21 protein-coding genes are annotated in these 17895 nt (G+C 61.9%); 12 read left to right on the top strand and 9 right to left on the bottom strand.

The features are described 5' to 3' along the window. The first annotated feature begins 241 nt into the window (after positions 1–241). The 8 genes from FJ942_RS00410 (at position 242) to FJ942_RS00380 (ending at position 6023) form a co-directional block, all read left to right on the top strand. Positions 242–2233, top strand: coding sequence for an erythromycin esterase family protein (locus tag FJ942_RS00410; RefSeq protein WP_246676633.1), 1992 nt, complete (start codon positions 242–244; stop codon positions 2231–2233). A gap of 29 nt (positions 2234–2262) precedes the next feature. Further along, positions 2263–2928, top strand: coding sequence for a dienelactone hydrolase family protein (locus FJ942_RS00405; protein ID WP_140515223.1), 666 nt, complete (start codon positions 2263–2265; stop codon positions 2926–2928). Between the two features lie 80 nt (positions 2929–3008). Further along, on the top strand, positions 3009–3467 hold the full coding sequence (locus FJ942_RS00400; protein ID WP_140896929.1) for a DUF1772 domain-containing protein: 459 nt from the start codon (positions 3009–3011) through the stop codon (positions 3465–3467). Positions 3468–3587: 120 nt separating this feature from the next. Continuing rightward, positions 3588–4136 carry a DUF6496 domain-containing protein gene (locus tag FJ942_RS00395; RefSeq protein ID WP_140561660.1) on the top strand — a complete coding sequence of 183 codons (549 nt, stop codon included), beginning with the start codon at positions 3588–3590 and terminating at the stop codon, positions 4134–4136. 227 nt (positions 4137–4363) lie between these two features. After that, positions 4364–4882: a ferritin-like domain-containing protein gene (locus FJ942_RS00390; RefSeq protein ID WP_140497458.1), complete on the top strand. Its 519-nt coding sequence runs from the start codon at positions 4364–4366 to the stop codon at positions 4880–4882. A gap of 154 nt (positions 4883–5036) precedes the next feature. Further along, positions 5037–5174 carry a hypothetical protein gene (locus FJ942_RS28395; RefSeq protein WP_181167175.1) on the top strand — a complete coding sequence of 46 codons (138 nt, stop codon included), beginning with the start codon at positions 5037–5039 and terminating at the stop codon, positions 5172–5174. Positions 5175–5307: 133 nt separating this feature from the next. Further along, positions 5308–5778, top strand: a complete 471-nt coding sequence (locus FJ942_RS00385) for a YbhB/YbcL family Raf kinase inhibitor-like protein (RefSeq protein ID WP_140897061.1) — start codon at positions 5308–5310, stop codon at positions 5776–5778. Between the two features lie 83 nt (positions 5779–5861). Continuing rightward, positions 5862–6023: a hypothetical protein gene (locus FJ942_RS00380; RefSeq protein WP_140497454.1), complete on the top strand. Its 162-nt coding sequence runs from the start codon at positions 5862–5864 to the stop codon at positions 6021–6023. A gap of 138 nt (positions 6024–6161) precedes the next feature. Here FJ942_RS00380 and FJ942_RS00375 read toward each other — a convergent pair whose 3' ends face one another. Together FJ942_RS00375 and FJ942_RS00370 are read right to left on the bottom strand one after the other, a co-directional pair. Further along, positions 6162–6755, bottom strand: a complete 594-nt coding sequence (locus FJ942_RS00375) for a general stress protein (RefSeq protein ID WP_140628925.1) — start codon at positions 6753–6755, stop codon at positions 6162–6164. 21 nt (positions 6756–6776) lie between these two features. Continuing rightward, positions 6777–7523, bottom strand: a complete 747-nt coding sequence (locus FJ942_RS00370) for a DUF4142 domain-containing protein (protein ID WP_140685197.1) — start codon at positions 7521–7523, stop codon at positions 6777–6779. A gap of 247 nt (positions 7524–7770) precedes the next feature. Between FJ942_RS00370 and FJ942_RS00365 the strand changes: the two genes are divergently transcribed. Beyond that, positions 7771–8100, top strand: a complete 330-nt coding sequence (locus FJ942_RS00365; RefSeq protein WP_140515219.1) for a hypothetical protein — start codon at positions 7771–7773, stop codon at positions 8098–8100. Between the two features lie 82 nt (positions 8101–8182). Here FJ942_RS00365 and FJ942_RS00360 read toward each other — a convergent pair whose 3' ends face one another. The 7 genes from FJ942_RS00360 to FJ942_RS00330 all read right to left on the bottom strand — a co-directional run bounded on the left by FJ942_RS00360 (position 8183) and on the right by FJ942_RS00330 (position 12242). After that, positions 8183–8533, bottom strand: coding sequence for a hypothetical protein (locus FJ942_RS00360; RefSeq protein ID WP_140685196.1), 351 nt, complete (start codon positions 8531–8533; stop codon positions 8183–8185). 2 nt (positions 8534–8535) lie between these two features. Beyond that, entirely contained in the window at positions 8536–8895 is a 360-nt protein-coding gene (locus FJ942_RS00355) for a hypothetical protein (RefSeq protein ID WP_140897060.1), read from the bottom strand. Next, positions 8895–10115, bottom strand: a complete 1221-nt coding sequence (locus FJ942_RS00350; protein ID WP_140497442.1) for an Nramp family divalent metal transporter — start codon at positions 10113–10115, stop codon at positions 8895–8897. The genes FJ942_RS00355 and FJ942_RS00350 overlap by 1 nt, the downstream gene beginning before the upstream one ends. Beyond that, a complete protein-coding gene (locus tag FJ942_RS00345; protein ID WP_224647132.1) occupies positions 10112–10498 on the bottom strand; it encodes a hypothetical protein in 387 nt (128 codons plus the stop codon). The genes FJ942_RS00350 and FJ942_RS00345 overlap by 4 nt, the downstream gene beginning before the upstream one ends. Positions 10499–10974: 476 nt before the next feature. Further along, positions 10975–11211, bottom strand: a complete 237-nt coding sequence (locus tag FJ942_RS00340) for a hypothetical protein (RefSeq protein ID WP_140497440.1) — start codon at positions 11209–11211, stop codon at positions 10975–10977. Positions 11212–11350: 139 nt separating this feature from the next. After that, on the bottom strand, positions 11351–11953 hold the full coding sequence (locus tag FJ942_RS00335; protein WP_140515214.1) for a diguanylate cyclase: 603 nt from the start codon (positions 11951–11953) through the stop codon (positions 11351–11353). Between the two features lie 34 nt (positions 11954–11987). Continuing rightward, positions 11988–12242, bottom strand: a complete 255-nt coding sequence (locus tag FJ942_RS00330; RefSeq protein ID WP_246675619.1) for a hypothetical protein — start codon at positions 12240–12242, stop codon at positions 11988–11990. A 142-nt stretch (positions 12243–12384) separates the two neighbouring features. Here FJ942_RS00330 and FJ942_RS00325 point away from each other — a divergent pair, with 142 nt between their 5' ends. The 3 genes from FJ942_RS00325 to FJ942_RS00305 all read left to right on the top strand — a co-directional run bounded on the left by FJ942_RS00325 (position 12385) and on the right by FJ942_RS00305 (position 17561). Then, positions 12385–14718 carry an FdhF/YdeP family oxidoreductase gene (locus FJ942_RS00325; protein WP_140897059.1) on the top strand — a complete coding sequence of 778 codons (2334 nt, stop codon included), beginning with the start codon at positions 12385–12387 and terminating at the stop codon, positions 14716–14718. Positions 14719–15524: 806 nt separating this feature from the next. Next, positions 15525–16310, top strand: a complete 786-nt coding sequence (locus FJ942_RS00310) for an SDR family NAD(P)-dependent oxidoreductase (protein ID WP_140729454.1) — start codon at positions 15525–15527, stop codon at positions 16308–16310. A gap of 72 nt (positions 16311–16382) precedes the next feature. Continuing rightward, positions 16383–17561, top strand: a complete 1179-nt coding sequence (locus FJ942_RS00305; RefSeq protein WP_140497428.1) for a zinc-dependent alcohol dehydrogenase — start codon at positions 16383–16385, stop codon at positions 17559–17561. Positions 17562–17895: the final 334 nt, after the last annotated feature.

Genomic DNA, 17895 nt, shown 5'->3' with positions numbered 1-17895 from the left:
CGGAAACAAAGGCAACGCTTTTGGAGCGATCCGGACTAGCCGCACCGGAGCGACACGGAACCCTTGGGGGATTAGGCCGTTTCCGAGCATCGGCGCAGTGGTGGATGACTTGGGAATGCCCGCCGCCCGAACTCTTGGCGACGAACACGCCAATGATGTGCCTGCGCCACGCCTTGCCGCCCCGTGTGGCCTCGGCGGGACCCGAGAAGGCGGGCGCGGCGTAAATATTGGGCTTGAGATCATGACTATTGTTTTTTCGGATCGTCGCGAGGCCGGACGCGTTCTCGCTGGCAAGCTCGGCCACTTCGCAGCGCGCGATGATGTCACCGTGCTGGCGCTGCCGCGCGGCGGCGTGCCTGTCGCCTACGAAGTCGCACAGGCATTGAAGGCACCGCTCGACGTTTTCGTCGTGCGCAAGCTCGGCGTTCCCGGTTACGAAGAATTGGCCATGGGCGCGATCGCGACCTCCGGCGTACGCGTCCTGAACGACGAGATCGTCGAAGGCCTCGCCGTGCCGCCCCATGTCATCGACGCGGTCACGGCCAGCGAGGAGAGGGAGCTTTTACGCCGCGAGCACCTCTATCGCGGCGAGCGGGTGCCACTCCTTGTGGAGGAACGCACCGTCATTCTCGTGGATGATGGGCTCGCCACTGGGTCGACCATGCGCGCGGCAGTCAGGGCGCTGCGGGAAAAGCGGCCGGCCCGCATCGTCGCGGCCGTTCCGGTCGGCAGTCCCGACACCTGCGAGGCGATGGAGAGCGAGGCCGACGAGGTCGTCTGTGCGACGACGCCGCAGCCGCTCATCGGCGTCGGGCGCTGGTATGAAGACTTCTCCCAAACGAGCGACGACGAGGTCCGCGCCCTTCTCGCCAAGGCGGGGCGACCAACCGCACCGTCCGGCCGCGATGCGCCGCAGAATACGGCAAGTCGATTGCACAAGCACGTCGTTCGGCTCTCCGGAGACGCGCGAGACTACGACGAGCTCTTGGCGGCGATCGGCGAGGCGCGCTTCGTGTTGCTCGGTGAAGCTTCGCACGGCACACACGAGTTCTATGAGGAGCGCGCGCGGATCACGCGGCGGCTAATCGAGGAGCAGGATTTTGCCGCCGTCGCTGTCGAAGCCGACTGGCCCGACACATACCGGGTCAACCGCTATGTTCAGGGAACAGGCGGGGATATCGACGCCGAAGAGGCGCTCGCCGATTTCCGACGCTTCCCGACCTGGATGTGGCGGAACAGGGTCGTCGTCGATTTTGTCGAATGGCTGCGCCGGCACAATGAAGCGCCCGGCAAGGGCAATCCGAAAGCCGGGTTCTACGGGCTCGACCTCTATGCCTTGCATGGCGCGATGAAGGCGGTGCTACGCTATCTCGAAAAGGCCGACCCGGCCGCGGCGGAGATCGCGCGTCGCCGCTATGCCTGTTTCGACCATTTCGGCCCTGACCCGCAGGCTTATGGCTTCATAGCCGGCAATGAGGTCGACAAATCCTGCCAGGAGGCTGTGGTCGCACAGCTGGTCGAGATGCTGAAGCGGCGCCCGGCGAAGGCCGAGCCGCGCGAAGGCGCCGTCGCGGACGAACTCTTCGCGGCGCAGCAAAACGCCCGCCTCGTAAAAAATGCGGAGGCCTATTATCGGGCCATGTTCCTGGCGCCTGAATCGACCTGGAACCTGCGTGACCGGCACATGGCCGAGACGTTCGAAGCTCTCACCGCTCATCTCGGCCGGCTCGGGCGATCGCCGAAGATCGTGGTTTGGGCGCATAACTCCCATCTTGGCGACGCCAGGGCGACAGACAGGAGCCTGCATGGCGAAATCAACCTCGGACAGCTTATCCGCGAAAAGCATGAGCGCGAGGCCTTCCTCGTCGGCTTCACGACGTATCAAGGAACGGTGACGGCCGCGTCGAACTGGGACGGTCCGGCGGAGCGCAAGGCTGTCCGGCCTGCCCTGGCGCGCAGCTATGAGGCGCTGCTGCATGCTGTCCCGGCCGATCGCTTCCAGCTCGATCTGCGCGGCGACGGCGAAGCCCTGCCGCGACGGCTCCTGGAGCGCGCGATCGGCGTCATCTACCGCCCTGAGACCGAACGGGCCAGCCACTACTTCCATGCCGACCTTGCCGCGCAATTCGACATGCTGCTGCATTTCGACGAGACGCGGGCGGTTGAGCCGCTGGAGCGCAGCTCGCAATGGGACGCCGGTGAGCTCGCGGAGACCTATCCGTTCGGGGTTTAGGGACCGATCCAGTTGAGATGGAGATCGCCATGGTCTCAGTCCTCAAGACAAACGAGAAGGCCGTGCAGGTTCCCGCCGGCGGCGCAATGCTCGCGGGCAACCTGTCGCTGCCGCAGGAAGCCCGTGGGCTCGTCCTCTTCGCTCACGGCAGCGGCAGCAGCCGGCACAGCCCGCGCAACCGCTATGTGGCCGGACGGTTGAACGAGGCGGAACTCGCCACGTTGCTCATCGACCTGTTGACGACCGAAGAGGAGCGTATCGACCAGATTACCGCCGAGTTGCGGTTCGACATCCGCTTGCTCGCCGATCGACTGGTTCAGGTTACCGACTGGCTGCACATGTCCGAGGAAACGTCGGCGCTGCGCGTCGGTTATTTCGGCGCGAGCACAGGGGCTGCCGCGGCGCTGATGGCTGCGGCAGAGCGCCCGGATCGAGCGGCCGCCGTCGTCTCGCGCGGCGGGCGTCCGGATCTTGCGGCACCTGCCCTGCCCCGCGTCCGGGCACCAACGCTGCTCGTGGTCGGCGGCGCAGACACGCAGGTGATTGCGCTCAACCGTTCGGCGTTCGCGGCGCTGCGGTGTGAAAAGGAGCTGGCCATCGTTCCGGCTGCGACGCACCTGTTCGAGGAGCCCGGCGCGATGGAAGAAGTGGCGGACCTCGCGATCCAATGGTTCCTGCGCCAACTGCCCGCGTGACGCCGGCGCCAACGCCTCATCAGAGAGCCAGATCGATTGGGTCGTCGGCGCGTTAAAAATCATTCCGCGGAGAAGCTTCCATGACAGTCAGGGTTCTGCAATTTCTCGCCATTGTCATTTCGGCCCTCGCGCTCATCCCGGCAGGGGCCCATCTCGCCGCTCTTCCCAACAAGATATCTCTGCCGCAGCCGGAATATTTCACCGTCCAAGGCATCTATTACGGATGGGCGATTCTCGGGTTGCTCTGGCCTGCCGCGCTGATCGTGAATGCACTGCTGGCGATCTCCGTGCGCGCACAGGCTTGGCCGTTTTGGCTCGCCCTGCTTGCGGCGCTGTGTTTCGCGATCATGCTTGCGATCTTCGTTGTCTGGACGCTCCCCGCCAACCAGGCGACGCAGAACTGGACGACAGTTCCTGCAAACTGGGAAGCGCTCAGGCAGCAATGGGAATATTCTCATGCGGCAAATACTGCGATTGTATTCGCAGCGCTCTGTCTCGCGACGACGTCGGCGCTCTCGTGGCGTCCGGCCGGCCCGTAGATCCTCGCCGGAGAAAGTCTCTTTTCCTCCGGATCATTCGCGCCATCGATGCGTTGGGTTTTCTGGAGGTCGCGACGTCGCACCGCCACCAGTCTCGCTGCATCCAACAAGGAGAAAGCGATGCCGGATAAGAGAACCATCGAGAAAGCGAAAAAAGACAAGCGCGAAGGCAAATCGCCCACCACGCAGGCCGGCGAATTCGTGCATGAGGAGATCGAGAAGGTCCGTCGCGGCAAGCACGGTGCGCGCTCGACCAAGCAGGCGATCGCCATCGGCCTTTCGGAGGCGCGCCGCGCAGGCGTCGACCTGCCTCCGCCCAAGAAACGAAGCGTCAAGGAGAGCACCCGCAAGAGCGCCGAATACGCCTATGAAGTTGGCCAGGGCGAACGCAAGCCAAAACGCCGCCCCAAGGTCTCGAAGGCCGTTTCCGAGGTTCTCAAGCACGAACCCAAGAGCACGGCATCCCATGAGGCGCTCTCAAGACAGACCAAACAGGCGGCGTCGCGCCGGACGGATGAGGAGCGCTCGGCCGCAGCCAAGAAAGCGTCGGAGACGAAGGGCGCTGCCGGCCGGTCCGCCGCCGCACGCAAGGCGGTCCACACCAAGGGTGCTGCCGGAAGAAAGAAAGCAGCGCAGAAGGCCGCCAGCACGCGTGCGGGCCAAAGCTAGAAGATCGAAAACCCGCTGCGCGCTCTCTCCAGCCGGCTGGTGACAGGTAGCTGGACCGCAGCCAGCCTCAAGCGATGCGCACTATGGCGGCTGGGACAGTGCGATCGTGTGAGATACGGCCGTCCTTGTCTTTGTCTCGATCCGGCGGGAACAACGGCCCGTGTTCAAGGTTATGGAAAGCTACACCGGTGGTGGAGCTTTCATGACAACCTTAGGGAGACGAAAACATGGCGACTGCGAAGAAGGCGGCGACGAAAGGGCTGGAAGCCCTGTTCCTCGACGGGCTGAAGGATATTTATTACGCCGAAAAGAAAATACTAAAGGCGCTGCCCAAGATGGCCAAGGGTGCCGAGTCCGAGGAGGTCGCGGCGGCGTTCGAGAAACATCGCGTGGAAACCGAAGGCCAGGTCGACCGCCTCGAACAGGTGTTCGACCTGATGGACAAGCCAGCCCGCGGCAAGACCTGTCCGGCAATCGACGGCATTCTCGAAGAGGGGTCGGAGATTCTCGACGACTATAAGGGCGACCCAGCATTGGATGCAGGACTGGTCGGAGCGGCACAGGCGGTCGAGCACTATGAAATCGCACGCTACGGCACGTTGATCGCGTGGGCTGAACAGCTTGGCAAGAGCGACGCGGTCAAGCTCCTCAACGAGACGCTCAAAGAGGAAGTGGCAACCGATGAAGCGCTTACAGGCTTAGGCGAAGGCGGGGTCAATGAGCGCGCTCTTGAGAAAGCCGCTTAGCCGCGGGGCAGCCCGGCGCTAAGCGCCCGGCAGCCTTCCTGTCCAGAGCGGGGTGTGTTCGAGTTGAACTGCGGGTCCTGCTCTGGATTTGGCTGCCGGGACCTCGACAAAACAGGTTGTTAAAATCATCGAACCTTACAGGAGGATCCGCGCAATGCCGGAAGACCTGTCTCGCGAGGAAGAGCAACGCGGTACCGGAAAGCTCATCACCTGGGGTGTCGTGATCGCCGCCGTGTTTTTTATTGGCCTCTTGGCCATATTCGTCCTCAAGCCGCTTATGACGGGATCTTAGAATCCTTTCGAGCCGCAGCGCGCTTAGCCGCGCCGGAACGTGCTCGCAAGCAATTCGATGACCGCAAACAATTCCGGCACGCTTTGCGAGGCGGCGGTGATGCGATCGAATGTTCCCCAAAGGAGTGCGAACCATGCCCCTGACGCTCAGCAGCCCCGCCTTTGCCGACGGCGGAGAGATCCCCGAAGCCTATACTCGTGACGGCAAGAACGTATCTCCGCCTCTGAAGTGGGCCGGGGTACCGGACGGCACAAAGAGCCTCGTCCTTGTCGTCCAGGATCCCGACGCGCCGAGCGGAATGTTCGGCCATTGGGGGGTGTTCAACATTTCGCCGGAGGTGCAGGAGTTGCCCGAAGCGGAAAGCGGCAGACCGGGTCCACAGGCCCTCAGGCAAGCGCGGAACGATTTCGGCAACGCCTATTACGACGGCCCTGAACCGCCTGCGGGCCACGGTGTCCATCACTACCACTTCCGGCTGGCGGCGCTCGACGCGCCGAACCTTGCTATCCCCGCAAGCACGGGCGTGGAGCGTATCTGGCAGGAGGCGCAAAAACATTTGCTGGAGCAGGCAGAACTCGTCGGAACCTACGAACGTGGCCGGTAATTGAAGGCAGTTGATCCGGGCGCCGTCGTCCACGCGCGGAACGGTTCTTCTCCTTGCCGGTTGTGAGGGAAAGGAGACGTCCCATGTTTGAAAGCGTCATGTGGTTGATCGTCGTCGCCGGCGGGCCATTGTTGCTGCTCGTATTGCTGGCCTACGTCATTGTCACCCGACGTCGCCGCGGTCCCGCAGAACGCAGAGAAAGCGATCGAGCCACCGATCGGCTCTATCATCAGGACAAGGATTGATTGTAGCTACCGTGGCCCACAGCAAACTCGATCAGCGGACCAAACATCCCTCGTACATGTCCCGAAGATCAAATTTCGGGCGAGGCACCCACGCCGGCCTGGCTACAAAGTGCCCCGCCACCCTGGCAGGCTTGTTCTTCAGGGCCGGTTTATTGCCCTGCCGCCGTCGCGCTCAGGGGCATAGTCGCCCGCGTTGACGTCAAAGCCAGTCCAGCCATCCGCCTCGTATGCCCTGCGGCGTTCCATCACGTCAACCGAGCTGGACTGACCCAGAATGTCCTCGGCTTCCGGAACAAGCTCATCGTCCACCTTGGCCGTCACCAGCGTACCGCCACGACGTACGCCCTCCGCATAGACATTTGCATCGTTTTCGGAAACGCCCGAATCCGTCAGAGCGCCAATGATACCGCCCGCCGCACCACCAGCCACCGCGCCGGCAACCGCTCCGGTGGCGGTAGCGGCAAGCCATCCGGCCGCAACCACAGGTCCGACGCCCGGAACGGCCATGACGCCCAACCCTGTCAGCAAACCGCCGGCGCCACCGACCACGGCCCCTATCCCTGCACCGCTCGCGGCATCTTCAGCGGCTTCGGAACGATCTCTCTCGTACCAGCCATCCGAGTTGTTGGCGATGATGCTGATATTGGAATGTGGCACTCCGGACGCTTCCAGTTCGCCGACCGCGTCGGCTGCGTCGTCATAGTTGTCGAACAGTGCAGTTACGGTTTTCATTTTGATATCTCCTGATCGTGCTCATTTGCTGTCGGCGACGACGTTGCCCTGATAGTCGAGCCCGACGGCGACACTTTGGCCTGACTTGGTCGCCTGGCCGCGCCAGATGCCTTGATCGTCCTTGGCAAGCTTCGACACATTGGAATAGCCGGCATCCTCGATGCGGCTCTTTGCCTGGGTCTCGGTGAAACTGTTTGCGCCGGGCACCAGGGCCGCGGCATTGGGCGTGTTCGTGGTTTTCACAGCGGGCGTTGTCGCTCCCGTGATGGAGTCCTGGCCGGCGGCGATCTTTTCGATCATCTGCCGATGCATCTTCAACGTATCGACCGTCTGCTGGGCGAACGCCTTGAGGGCCGCGTTGTCGCCGTCGCGGGCGTAGCTTTCAAACAGATTGACGGCATCGGCGTGCGCCTTGCGCTGCATGTCCACATAGGCCGGATCGATTGGCGGCTGTGCGTTCTGGAGCTTATCCAGATCGGCCTGATGCTGCGCATCGAGCGCCGTCGGCATCTTCAACTTCTGTTCGCCGGCAATTGTTTCCAGCTTGGCGTTGGCCGCGCCGTGGTCCCGGATCATCGTCTGCGCGAAATTCTTGATGCTTTGATCCTGGGCCTTGTCCTGGGCAATCTTGCTTGAGTCGACTTCGAACTTGCCGCCGACGGCGGCCTTGTCGACGAAATCCTGGGCGCTGTCGGCAGCAGCCAAAGCAGGCATTGCGATAAGCATGGAAGCAGCGGCGAGCGAGGCAAGAAGGTGTCGCGTTTTCATTGGCTTTGTCCTTGTCGATGCGCGAACTTACGATGCGCCCTAACAAGCCAGGATGGGCTTTGTTCCGGCGCCGTGCGATGCGCTGCAAGCGCCTTCGGACAGACCCCACAGCCGGCCAGGAGACCTTCAACATCGGGACCGCGGCGCGGAACAAATCGGCGGCTGCGAGATTTGATTTTAAATGCGACCCATGAGCGTCAATCTGTCGACCGAGCGAACTTGCAGAATTGGGTTCCGAGGAGAGTTCATGGCCAAGATTTCAAATTCCACACCTGCCGCAGCCAGGGGAGAAGTTCAGGCCGGAGCCACACGGGACAAAACGCCCGGATTCGATCCTGCAGTTGCCCCGTTCGAGACCGACGCCGAGGCGGCGGACACGCAGAACCCGGTCACTGAAGCAGGTCCGCAGCGTTCTCTCCGGCCAAAATTCGAAAACGATGCCAGCTTCGCCAACGCGATGCGGCCGGTGGAGAACGAGCCCGAACTGCAGCCCCGCAGCAACTGGCCGCTAATGATGATTGCGGCCGTCGTGCTGATAGCGGCCGCGGTGTTCCTGGCAGCCAGCCTGCTGCGGTAAGGCGCATCATCCTGAGTGCAGACAGCATCAGACAACCCTTGGCTGAGTTCGAGTACTTTCGCGCGGCCGTCCGCCTGGGTCGTCATCGATCCTGCCTCCCTCGTGGATGAATTTCGGGGGCGCCCTTCATGCCGGAAAGTTCCGTTGTCGAACACAGCAGCCGCGGCCGTGCAGGATCGGAGATGTCGAGCTTGTCCCAGGGAATACGGTACAGGCCGTCGCGACGGCGCAGCCGGAAGAAATCCAGCACCGCCGTACCGATGGTCGAGGCCGAGAGACGCTCGAAAGCGGCGTAGATACCGACATGGTATTCGGTAACGACGAAGTCGTTGCCGGCCGGTTCGGCTCGTATCTCCTCGATATAGCCGATGCTTTCGCCTTGCCGCGAGAGAACGCGTCGCCCGGCCAGATGTTCGAGGTTGACGGTGGACATCATCAAGCTCCAGGAATGCGTCCGATGACATGGTCGCGCAGCCAGTCCTGCCAGGCGAAGATCGAGGTTTCGCGCACATCGATATCGAACTGGATGTCGACGCCTATGTCCTGGACCTTCCTCCAGGCGATCCGGTGCGGCTTGCGATGGCGTTTGCCGCCCCACGCTGCCGCGAGATGCGTCATCCAACGCCCTGGCCGTGCGCCCAGGCGACGCGCCAAGGTGACGGATCCGAGTTCGACCGCGACGATCCTCGGCGGCCTGCTCGGCCGCAACTCGGCCACCAGCCCGTCGATCTTGCCGATCTTGACCTGCTCGCGGTCGACGATCTGCTTGTCGAGGATGTCGCGCAGCAAATCCATCACGTGCCTCCGAATATCTGCAGGGGAATGGTCACCACGGCGAGCACGAAACCAAGCCCGATGATGAAGATCACCGCGGCATTCGAGACGATGCCGTTGCGGTGCTCGCCGACATAGCGCTTGTCGTTCAGCAGAAAAAGGAAAGGAATTACCGTCAGCGGCAGGCTGGCGGCGGTCAGCGCCATGGAAAAAATGGTGAGCTTCAGCGGATCCAGGCCAAGCATGATGGGGATGGCGGCCAGAAACAATGATACCGTGTAGACGGCACTGAAGCCAGGATCGTCGCGTGGCTTGAGGTTTTCGCCCCAGTTCCATCCAAACCCTTGCGCCACGAGATAAGCCTGTTGCAGCCCAACCTCGAGTGCGGCGCCGAAGCAAGCGATGGCGAGCGAGGCAACGAACAGGACGAAGCCCCAGAAGCCGAATATCGGGATCAGCATCAATGGTAATTGATGATAGTCGTCGACCTGATCGATGCCGTGCGTTGCAAGCACGAGCGCGGCCACCATCAAGACACCGATCGAAATGGTGCCGCCAAACGCCATGCCCAGTCCGGCGATGGCCCGATTGGTTCCGAGATAGCTTCTGTCCCACTGGTCCTCGATAGCCCCCGAGGAATAGAACATGAACAGGTAAGGCGATATCGAAGCGCCAAGAATGCTGACCGCCATGTACCAGTAATTCGCCGCGTCGTGGGCCGGCAGTGTAGGCACCGCGCCGGACGCGACAGCTGTCCAATCGGGCTTCAGCATCACCGCTGCGACCACGAAGCACAGCGTCACGAGGCCGAGTATCGACACGCCTTTCTCGATCAGTCCGAACGTGCCTTTCCACAGCAACAGCCATGCCATCAAAGCCACGGGTAAAGCCCACCATTGGAAGCCAATGCCGGTGGCAAGTTCGAGCGCGATGGCAACACCACCGATCTCGGCGGACAGCACCATGAAATTGACCAGCAGGGCGGCAAGCAATGGCCATAGCGAAACGTTGAAGCCAAATCGTTCCCGGATCCCGTCAGAGATCGTGTGATGGCTCACGGCGGCAAACCGGCCGGCCATCTCGACCAGAAAAATGATGCAGATGGTGCCGAGAACCACCGCCCAGATCAGCTGAAACCCGAAGGTCGCACCTGCCTGGGCTGCCGTCGCCATCGATCCGACTTCCAGGAAGCCGCCAACACTGGTGACGATGCCCAGCGATATTTCCAGGAGCTTCTTCATGGCTTCGGCGCGAAATATCTGAAGTAAGCGGCGGCCAGGGAGCGCGTGGCCGTCCGAATATCTTCCTGAGCCTCCTGCACTTGCGGGCGGCGGTCCGCTTGCACTCCCGCCTGGGCGCGGTTCACCGCGATCGACAGGTCCTTGACCGCCTCCGCCAACGCAGCCTGCTCGGCAGGTTCAGCCGTAGTGGCCGATCGGATCTTCGCGTCGATATCGGCCAGTGTCGTGCCGGCCGATTGCAGCGTGCCCGAAGCATATTTGGAAGGGGCAGCTCCCGCCGCCCAGGCATCAAGCGTCATTGATACGGTCTGCGCCGTCGAGGCGGCAGTTCGGGATTGCTGTTCGATCTGGTCCGAGGACGAGCACGCGGTCGACATGGCCATGAGCAACAGCAGGCATGCGCTGTTGCGGCCAAGGCGACGACCGCTAAGAATTAGATCCGGCGTTGGACCCGCCACACGAATGACCTCCCCCACCAACGAAAACCATGTTCGGCGTAAGTTTTGATCTAGCGCGCCCGCCCTCCCCGTCAACCGAGGCCACGATCGAGCCCAGCACGGAGTGCAAGTCTGTCGGCCGCGGCAGGTGCCAAGCGGCAGCGACGGGGACCAGCTCGAGCGGAACAAAGGATCGGCAATCGGATTAACGAGGAGTCGGGCGGTTCGACTTCCATCCTGATCGCCGCGCCGCCCGAACGATCGACTGGCAGGGAAGGACCCCTCGATGCCCCGTCTCATTGCCTGGATAGCCATCGTGGTGATTGTGCTTGTCGCGGCTTGGATATGGTTCGGGCGCGATACATCGGGCAGCGGGGGCGGCAGCCAGCCGGCGCCTCACGCGATAGACCAGAACGGGTAGTTCAGTCTGGATGATCCTGCTCGGCGGCGCTCCGGGTGCGCTCGGCTTTGTACTCGTGGATCAGGCCCAGAATCTGAGCCTTGACCGTCTCGCGCGCCTCAGGTTGGACGAAAGGCATCAGCCGTTCGACAATTTCGCCGACCGTCTGCGGGAGATCCGCGGCGGAATCGGTGAGCTGGCTGCCATGTTCGTAGACATTGTCCGTCAGTTTCTTGTCGAGGTCGGATAGAAATCCCATCATCGCACTCCCCATCGCTGCCATGCCCGCTCGCTCAATGGCCAGCCCGGCAGAAATGTTCCGCACAAGGATGCTGGCATTGCGGACCGGCGGGATATCCGACGCCGGCGGCTGGAGGGGTGCTGCCGCGCGATCCGTGTCAACGCCATGTCGTCTGGCCCGGATCTCCTCGCCTGGCCTTCGACGGGATCAGTTTCCCGGCGTTGGCCCGCAATCCCCTGACGAGCTCTTCCAGATAGGGAAGCAGTTCGAAAAGCAGGATCACGGCCATCACGCAGGCAATGTAGATCACCGGCAGCTGCTGCGATTTCCAGACAAGTTCGAAGCGCGCGGTTTCCGTCCCTGCCCCGAACAAGGCGAGGAACTGTCCCCAGTGGAGGGAAATGACGCTGACCAGCCCCATCAGCGGGATCATCTCGAGGAAGCTGTGAACGTGCTGCTCGATCGGCGTGACGGTGCGGGCGGTGGTGGCGTAGCTGACGTCCCACATCGCTGTCGCCTCGTGGACGAAGAAGGTAACGATCATGACGAGAATGATGAGAGCATTCACGTCAAGAAACATGGCGGCCAGCAAAGGTATTCCGACCTCGGCGAACATCAGAAGGTGGATCAACGATTCCTTGGCGCCTGTCGTCGATTCGATGTGAGAGGCGCGATGGCAGAGCCAGTCGGCAAATCCGGCGGCCAACCAGACCGGCAGCAGAAAATACATCAAGATCAGCACGGTAGGATCTGACAGCATGACATCCTTTCGCGCGGGATCCCGTTCGAGGTCGCTACTGCTGCCCCGGCATTTCGGTGTTTTCCTGGGGATTTTTCCGGACACCCGCGGCTGGCGAAGTATCCGTCGGCGCGTTACCGCCCCGGTTCTGTTCAGGCGCCCGCTTCAGTGGCGAGGTATGCCAGCCCATGTCGGCATAGAGAAATCCTATGAGGAAGCCGATGATGATGATGGCGGCTATCACGAGCGAAAGCACTGCATTGCGTCGCACCATTGCCAGGCTCCCTTCCCAAGCCGAACAGCCGATCACGAAAATAGTTCCACAACCAGCCGCGATCGCTCCTCGGTCGCGTCGGCTTCGACACGCAAGATTCGACGCCAATACTGCACGGAGCCGCGGGAACAATCGGTGACGGGCGAGGTTCGGTATCGGTTCTTCAAGGACGATCTCGATGAAACCTGCCGTAACCGACCGTATCGAAACAAAAAAATACAACCATCCCACCGGCGGATGGGGATCCCTGAGGTCGTTGGTCCGCAAGGCATACGGCGAAGGCCTGCTGATGTCGGGCATATGGAGCACGCTGCTCAAGCAGAACAAGGCCGATGGCTACATGTGCGTTTCCTGTTCATGGGCCAAGCCGGCCGATCCGCGGCCCTTCGAGTTCTGCGAAAATGGCGCGAAGGCGACCATGTGGGATCAGACGAAGCTGCGTTGCGGCCCCGATTTCTTCGCACGACATACGGTCACCGAACTGCTCGACTGGCCGGATCGTGACCTCGAAAAACAGGGCAGGCTTACGGATCCCCTGCGCTACAATGCCGTAACCGACCGCTATGAACCGGTTTCCTGGGATGACGCGTTCCTCGAGATCGGGATGGAGCTCCGGCGGCTCGATCCGAAATCGGTCGTCTTCTACACATCCGGCCGGGCCTCGCTGGAGGCTTCGTTCATGTATCAGCTCTTTGCGCGTATCTATGGCTCATCGAACCTGCCCGATTCTTCCAACATGTGCCACGAATCGACCTCGGTCGGGCTGCCCGAATCGATCGGCTCGCCGGTTGGAACCCTGCAGCTCGAGGACTTCTCCCAGTGCGACATGATGTTCTTTTTTGGCCACAACACCGGGGTGACGGCGCCGCGGCTGCTGCATCCGCTGCAAGAGGCTCGTCAACGCGGGGTGCCGGTGTTCACCTTCAATCCCTTGCCGGAAAGGGGGCTGAAGCGCTTCAAGAATCCGCAAGATCCCCTTGAGATGCTGTCGCCGGGGCCCGGCACGAAGATGTCCAGCGACTTCTTCCAGGTCCGCAGCGGCGGCGATATCGCCGCCATGACCGGCATCGCCAAGGCGGTGCTGGCGCTCGACGACGCGGCACGGGAACACGGGAATCCGCGCGTCCTCGACGTCGATTTCATTGCCGAGCACACGGATGGTTTTGCCGAATTCGAGGCTTACCTGCGGGCAGCCAGGTGGGACGAAGTCGTCAGGCGCTCGGGAATAGCGCAGGCGGATCTCGAACATGTTGCCGAGGTCTACAGCCGCTCCAACGCGGTGATCGGCAATTACGGCATGGGTTTGACACAGCACCGGCACGGTACCGAGAACGTCCAGATGCTATGCAACCTGCTGCTCATGCGCGGCAACATGGGAAAGCCCGGCGCCGGCATTTCACCGCTGCGCGGCCATTCCAATGTCCAGGGCCAGCGCACTGTCGGCATATCCGAAAAGCCCGAGCTCGTTCCGCTCGACAAGTTCGCCCGGTTCTATGATTTCGAGCCGCCACGCGAGAAGGGTCTCGACACGGTCGAGGCCTGCGAGGGCGTCATCGCCGGCTCGGTGAAAGGCTTCATCGGACTCGGCGGCAATTTCGTTCGCGCCGTTCCCGAAACCGGCCTGATCGAGAAAGCATGGCGTCGGCTTGGGCTGCATGTCGAAGTCGCCACCAAGCTCAACCGCAGCCATCTGCTGCCAGGGGCGGTGACCTATCTGCTGCCCTGCCTGTCGCGGCTGGAAAGGGACCATCAGGCGAGCGGCGACCAGACCGTTTCGATGGAGGACTCCACCGCCTGTATCCACGGCTCCTTCGGTTCGCGTCCGCCGGCTTCACCGCATCTGCTTTCCGAACCGAAGATCGTGGCGGAACTGGCCAAGGCCACCGTATCGGGGGTGAGTTCGATCCCGTGGGATAAATGGGTCGCCGATTATTCCCTTATCCGCGATGAGATCGAGCGTTGTTACCCGCAGCATTTTCGTGAGTTCAACAAGCGGTTCCTGACGCCGGGAGGCTTTCACCGCGATATCAAGGCCTCGAAACGGGTCTGGGAGACGCCGAACAAGAAAGCCAATTTCAAGCTGCCGACGACGCTTGAAACAGACCCGGACATCGATGTTTCGGGTCACAATGTGCTGACGCTCATAACGGTGCGCTCCAATGACCAGTTCAATACCACCGTCTATGGGTACAATGACAGACTGCGCGGCATACACGGCACACGCATGGTCCTGTTGATGAACGAGGCCGACATTCAGCGGTTCGGATTGAGCGCCGGGCAGGAAATCGATCTGGAAACCCATGCCGACGATGGCGTGGAGCGGCGGGTTCGAGGTTTGCGCATCACCCCCTACTCCGTGCCCGAAGGCAACTGCGCCGGTTATTATCCGGAACTCAATCCCCTGGTTCCTCTGTGGCACCGGGCCAAGAAGGCTCACGTCCCCGCCGTAAAGTCGGTTCCCGTCAGAATTGTTGCCAGGGAACCCAAAACGAGAAGCTCGGCGCGCCACTAAAGCAATCCAGGAAAAGTGTGTACGGCTTTCCGGGGAAAAGCGCGGTGCGCTTTCCCTTAGGAATTGCGCAAAAACAACAACACAGAGTGGTTAGCCGTTTCCGCAGACGATGAACTGCTCTATGGCGGTCCCAGTCTGGTGGGCCAGGCCGGTAGCTAGCCGCCAGCCGGCTTAGGGGATGCCGGCTGGGCCGGTTGGGTGCCTTGCTGATCTCCGCCGGTGGTGGTTTGTGGGGTGGGGTTCGTGTCGGTTGTGGGGTTTTTGTCGACCGGCTGACTGTTCGTATCCGCTTTGGATTTGTCGGGATCGGGATTGTTGCACCCGGCCAGACAAACCAGTGCCAGCATCAGCAACACGGCTCTCATATCGATACTCCTTCGGTGGGAGATGGCGAAGCAGCCTGCCAAGCTTCCATCCGGTCGAATCGCACCGAAAGCCCCTGCCTGGCCGCGCTTCTGGCCAACATGCGATCCAGTTCGGCATCTTCGATGGGGCTGCGCATCACCTCACGAATGGCCCTGCAAGCCAGCTCCGTCGACACGAAATCATATCGCCTGCTCCTGGTCAGCACATATTGCTCGACCAGCATTTTCACACGCCGGAGCGCGATCTTATCAGCATGTTGCATCATGTTCCTCCTGCACGCGCCGAACTGCGGGACCAACCCGTTGTTCCCGCCCGAATTCCGAAAATCCATCGCCCGGCCAAGAGCAGAAGTCAGACTCCCGGCGGGCGCCGACCGGACGATACCGATCCACGGAACAATCATCTCCTCTGCTGGTTCGGCCGGCACGACGGAGGAAATCATGACGGATGCAAAACTCGCAGTGGTCACCGGCGCCTCGAGCGGCATAGGCAAGGAACTTGCGAAACTCTGCGCGAAGGACGGCTACGATCTCGTCGTTGCGGCTGATGAACCGGCAATCCAGCAGGCCGCCGAGGCACTCGGCTCACATAATATCGCAGTCGAAGCCGTCGAGGCCGATCTCGCGACCGTCGAAGGCGTGGATCGGCTGATCTCCCGAATCGGCGAGCGTGACATCGACCTGCTGTTTCTCAACGCTGGACGCGGGCTCGGCAATGGCTTCGTCGACCAGGACTGGGGGAAGATCCGGCGCATCATCGACACCAATATCACCGGAACGGTGTGTCTCGCGCATGAACTCGGCGCCAAGATGGCTCGCCGCGGGCGCGGGCGCATTCTTTTCACCGGGTCGATCGCCGGTTTCATGCCCGGGACTTTCCAGGCCGTCTACAACGGCACCAAGGCATTCATCGATTCCTTCGCGATCGCCTTGCGTCACGAATTGCAGGACACCGGCGTCACGGTGACCGTGTTGATGCCCGGCGCCACGCAGACACGCTTCTTCGAACGCGCCGAGATGATGGACACCAAGGTCGGCACCGACGAGAAGGACAATCCGGCCGACGTTGCCAAGGCCGGCTACGAAGCGATGATGACTGGCGAAGAACAGGTGGTCAGCGGCTGGAAGAACAAGCTTCAGGTCGCCGCTGCGCATGTCACGCCAGCGGGTACGCTGGCCGAACAGCACCGCGAGATGGCTGCGCCGGGCTCGGCGTCCCAGGACTGACCGGCGGCATCTTCGGCGCCACGCACGAGAAACGCGCGTTGAAACGCGCCCTCGAAACTCAGGAGCAACATCGTGAAAGCCCTTACATGGCACGGCAAAGGCGACATACGCTGCGACCAAGTGGCCGATCCCGTCATCGAGGATGACCGCGACGTGATCATCAAGGTTACCTGCTGCGCCATATGCGGCTCCGACCTCCACCTGATGAACGGTTACATGCCGACGATGAAATCGGGCGACGTGCTTGGCCACGAGACGATGGGCGAAGTGGTGGAGGTTGGTCAGGGCCATTCGAAGTTCAAGAAGGGTGACCGGGTGGTGGTGCCGTTCAACATTTCCTGCGGCGAGTGCTGGTTTTGCCAGAACGGGCTGTTTTCGCTTTGCGACCGCTCGAATCCCAACGCAAAACAGGCCGCCGAAGCGATGGGTCAATCGCCGGCCGGCCTTTTCGGATATTCGCATCTTGTCGGCGGCTATTGGGGCGGACAAGCGGAATATCTGCGGGTTCCGTTCGCCGATGTCGGTCCGATCAAGGTGCCGGAGGGAATGGAAGATGAACAGGTGCTGTTTCTCTCCGACATCTTCCCGACCGGCTACATGGCGGCAGAGAACGCCGGCATCGAGCCGGGCGATACGGTCGCGATATGGGGTTGCGGCCCGGTTGGCCAATTCGCCATCCAGAGCGCGTGGATGCTCGGCGCCGGCCGCGTCATCGCCATCGACAAGGTGCCGGAGCGGCTGGCCATGGCGCGTGAACACGGCAAAGCAGAGACGCTCGACTTCAGCAATTCCAATATCTACGATGCACTGATGGCGATGACCGACGGCCGCGGCCCGGATCGCTGCATCGACTGCGTCGGCACTGAATCCGACCCCGGCGCCAGCGCCGACGCCATGCTCGACAAGGTGAAGGCCGCCGTCTATCTCGGCACCGATCGGCCGCATGTGCTGCGAGAGGCGATCTATTGCTGCCGCAAGGGCGGCACCATCTCGGTTCCCGGCGTCTATATCGGCCTGGTCGATCACATCCCGTTCGGCGCCGCGATGAACAAGGGGCTGACCTTCCGAATGGGCCAAACCCATACCCAGCGCTATCTCGAACCACTTCTGGCCAAGGTCCAGAATGGCGAGATCGACCCGTCTTTCGTCATCACCCACAGAGCCGAGCTCGAAGCCGGGCCGGACCTCTACAAGACCTTCCGAGACAAGCAGGATGGTTGCATCAAGGTGGTTATGCGGCCGCATGGCTGAGATGTCGCAATTCCAGAGGCAAGAGCTGTCTCATTCCCGGCATCCGTTGGACGCCCGCCCGATCGGCATTGGCAGTTCGGAACCTTCTGCTGTGTCGGCGATTGACCCGCTGAGTTCGGTTCAGAAGAAGGGTGCCGCCATGGCCAACGAGAATTCTCGCTCGAAACCCGTTATTCGGTCTCCGAACACCGATGGTTTGCCACACCCGAGGCGAGACGCCGGTGATACGGACGCAGGGGCGAAATCGCCGACGCCGAAGACTGCCGGAGGATCTCACCCTTCAGCCCCTCCCCTGGACAATCCCACAGCCAATCGAAATGCCGGTCGTCCCCGT

The organism is Mesorhizobium sp. B2-4-2 (assembly GCF_006442845.1).
In the GTDB taxonomy this organism is placed as follows: domain Bacteria; phylum Pseudomonadota; class Alphaproteobacteria; order Rhizobiales; family Rhizobiaceae; genus Mesorhizobium.
The sequence above is the reverse complement of the archived record's forward strand: the minus strand, read 5'-3'. Positions and strand labels throughout refer to the sequence as shown.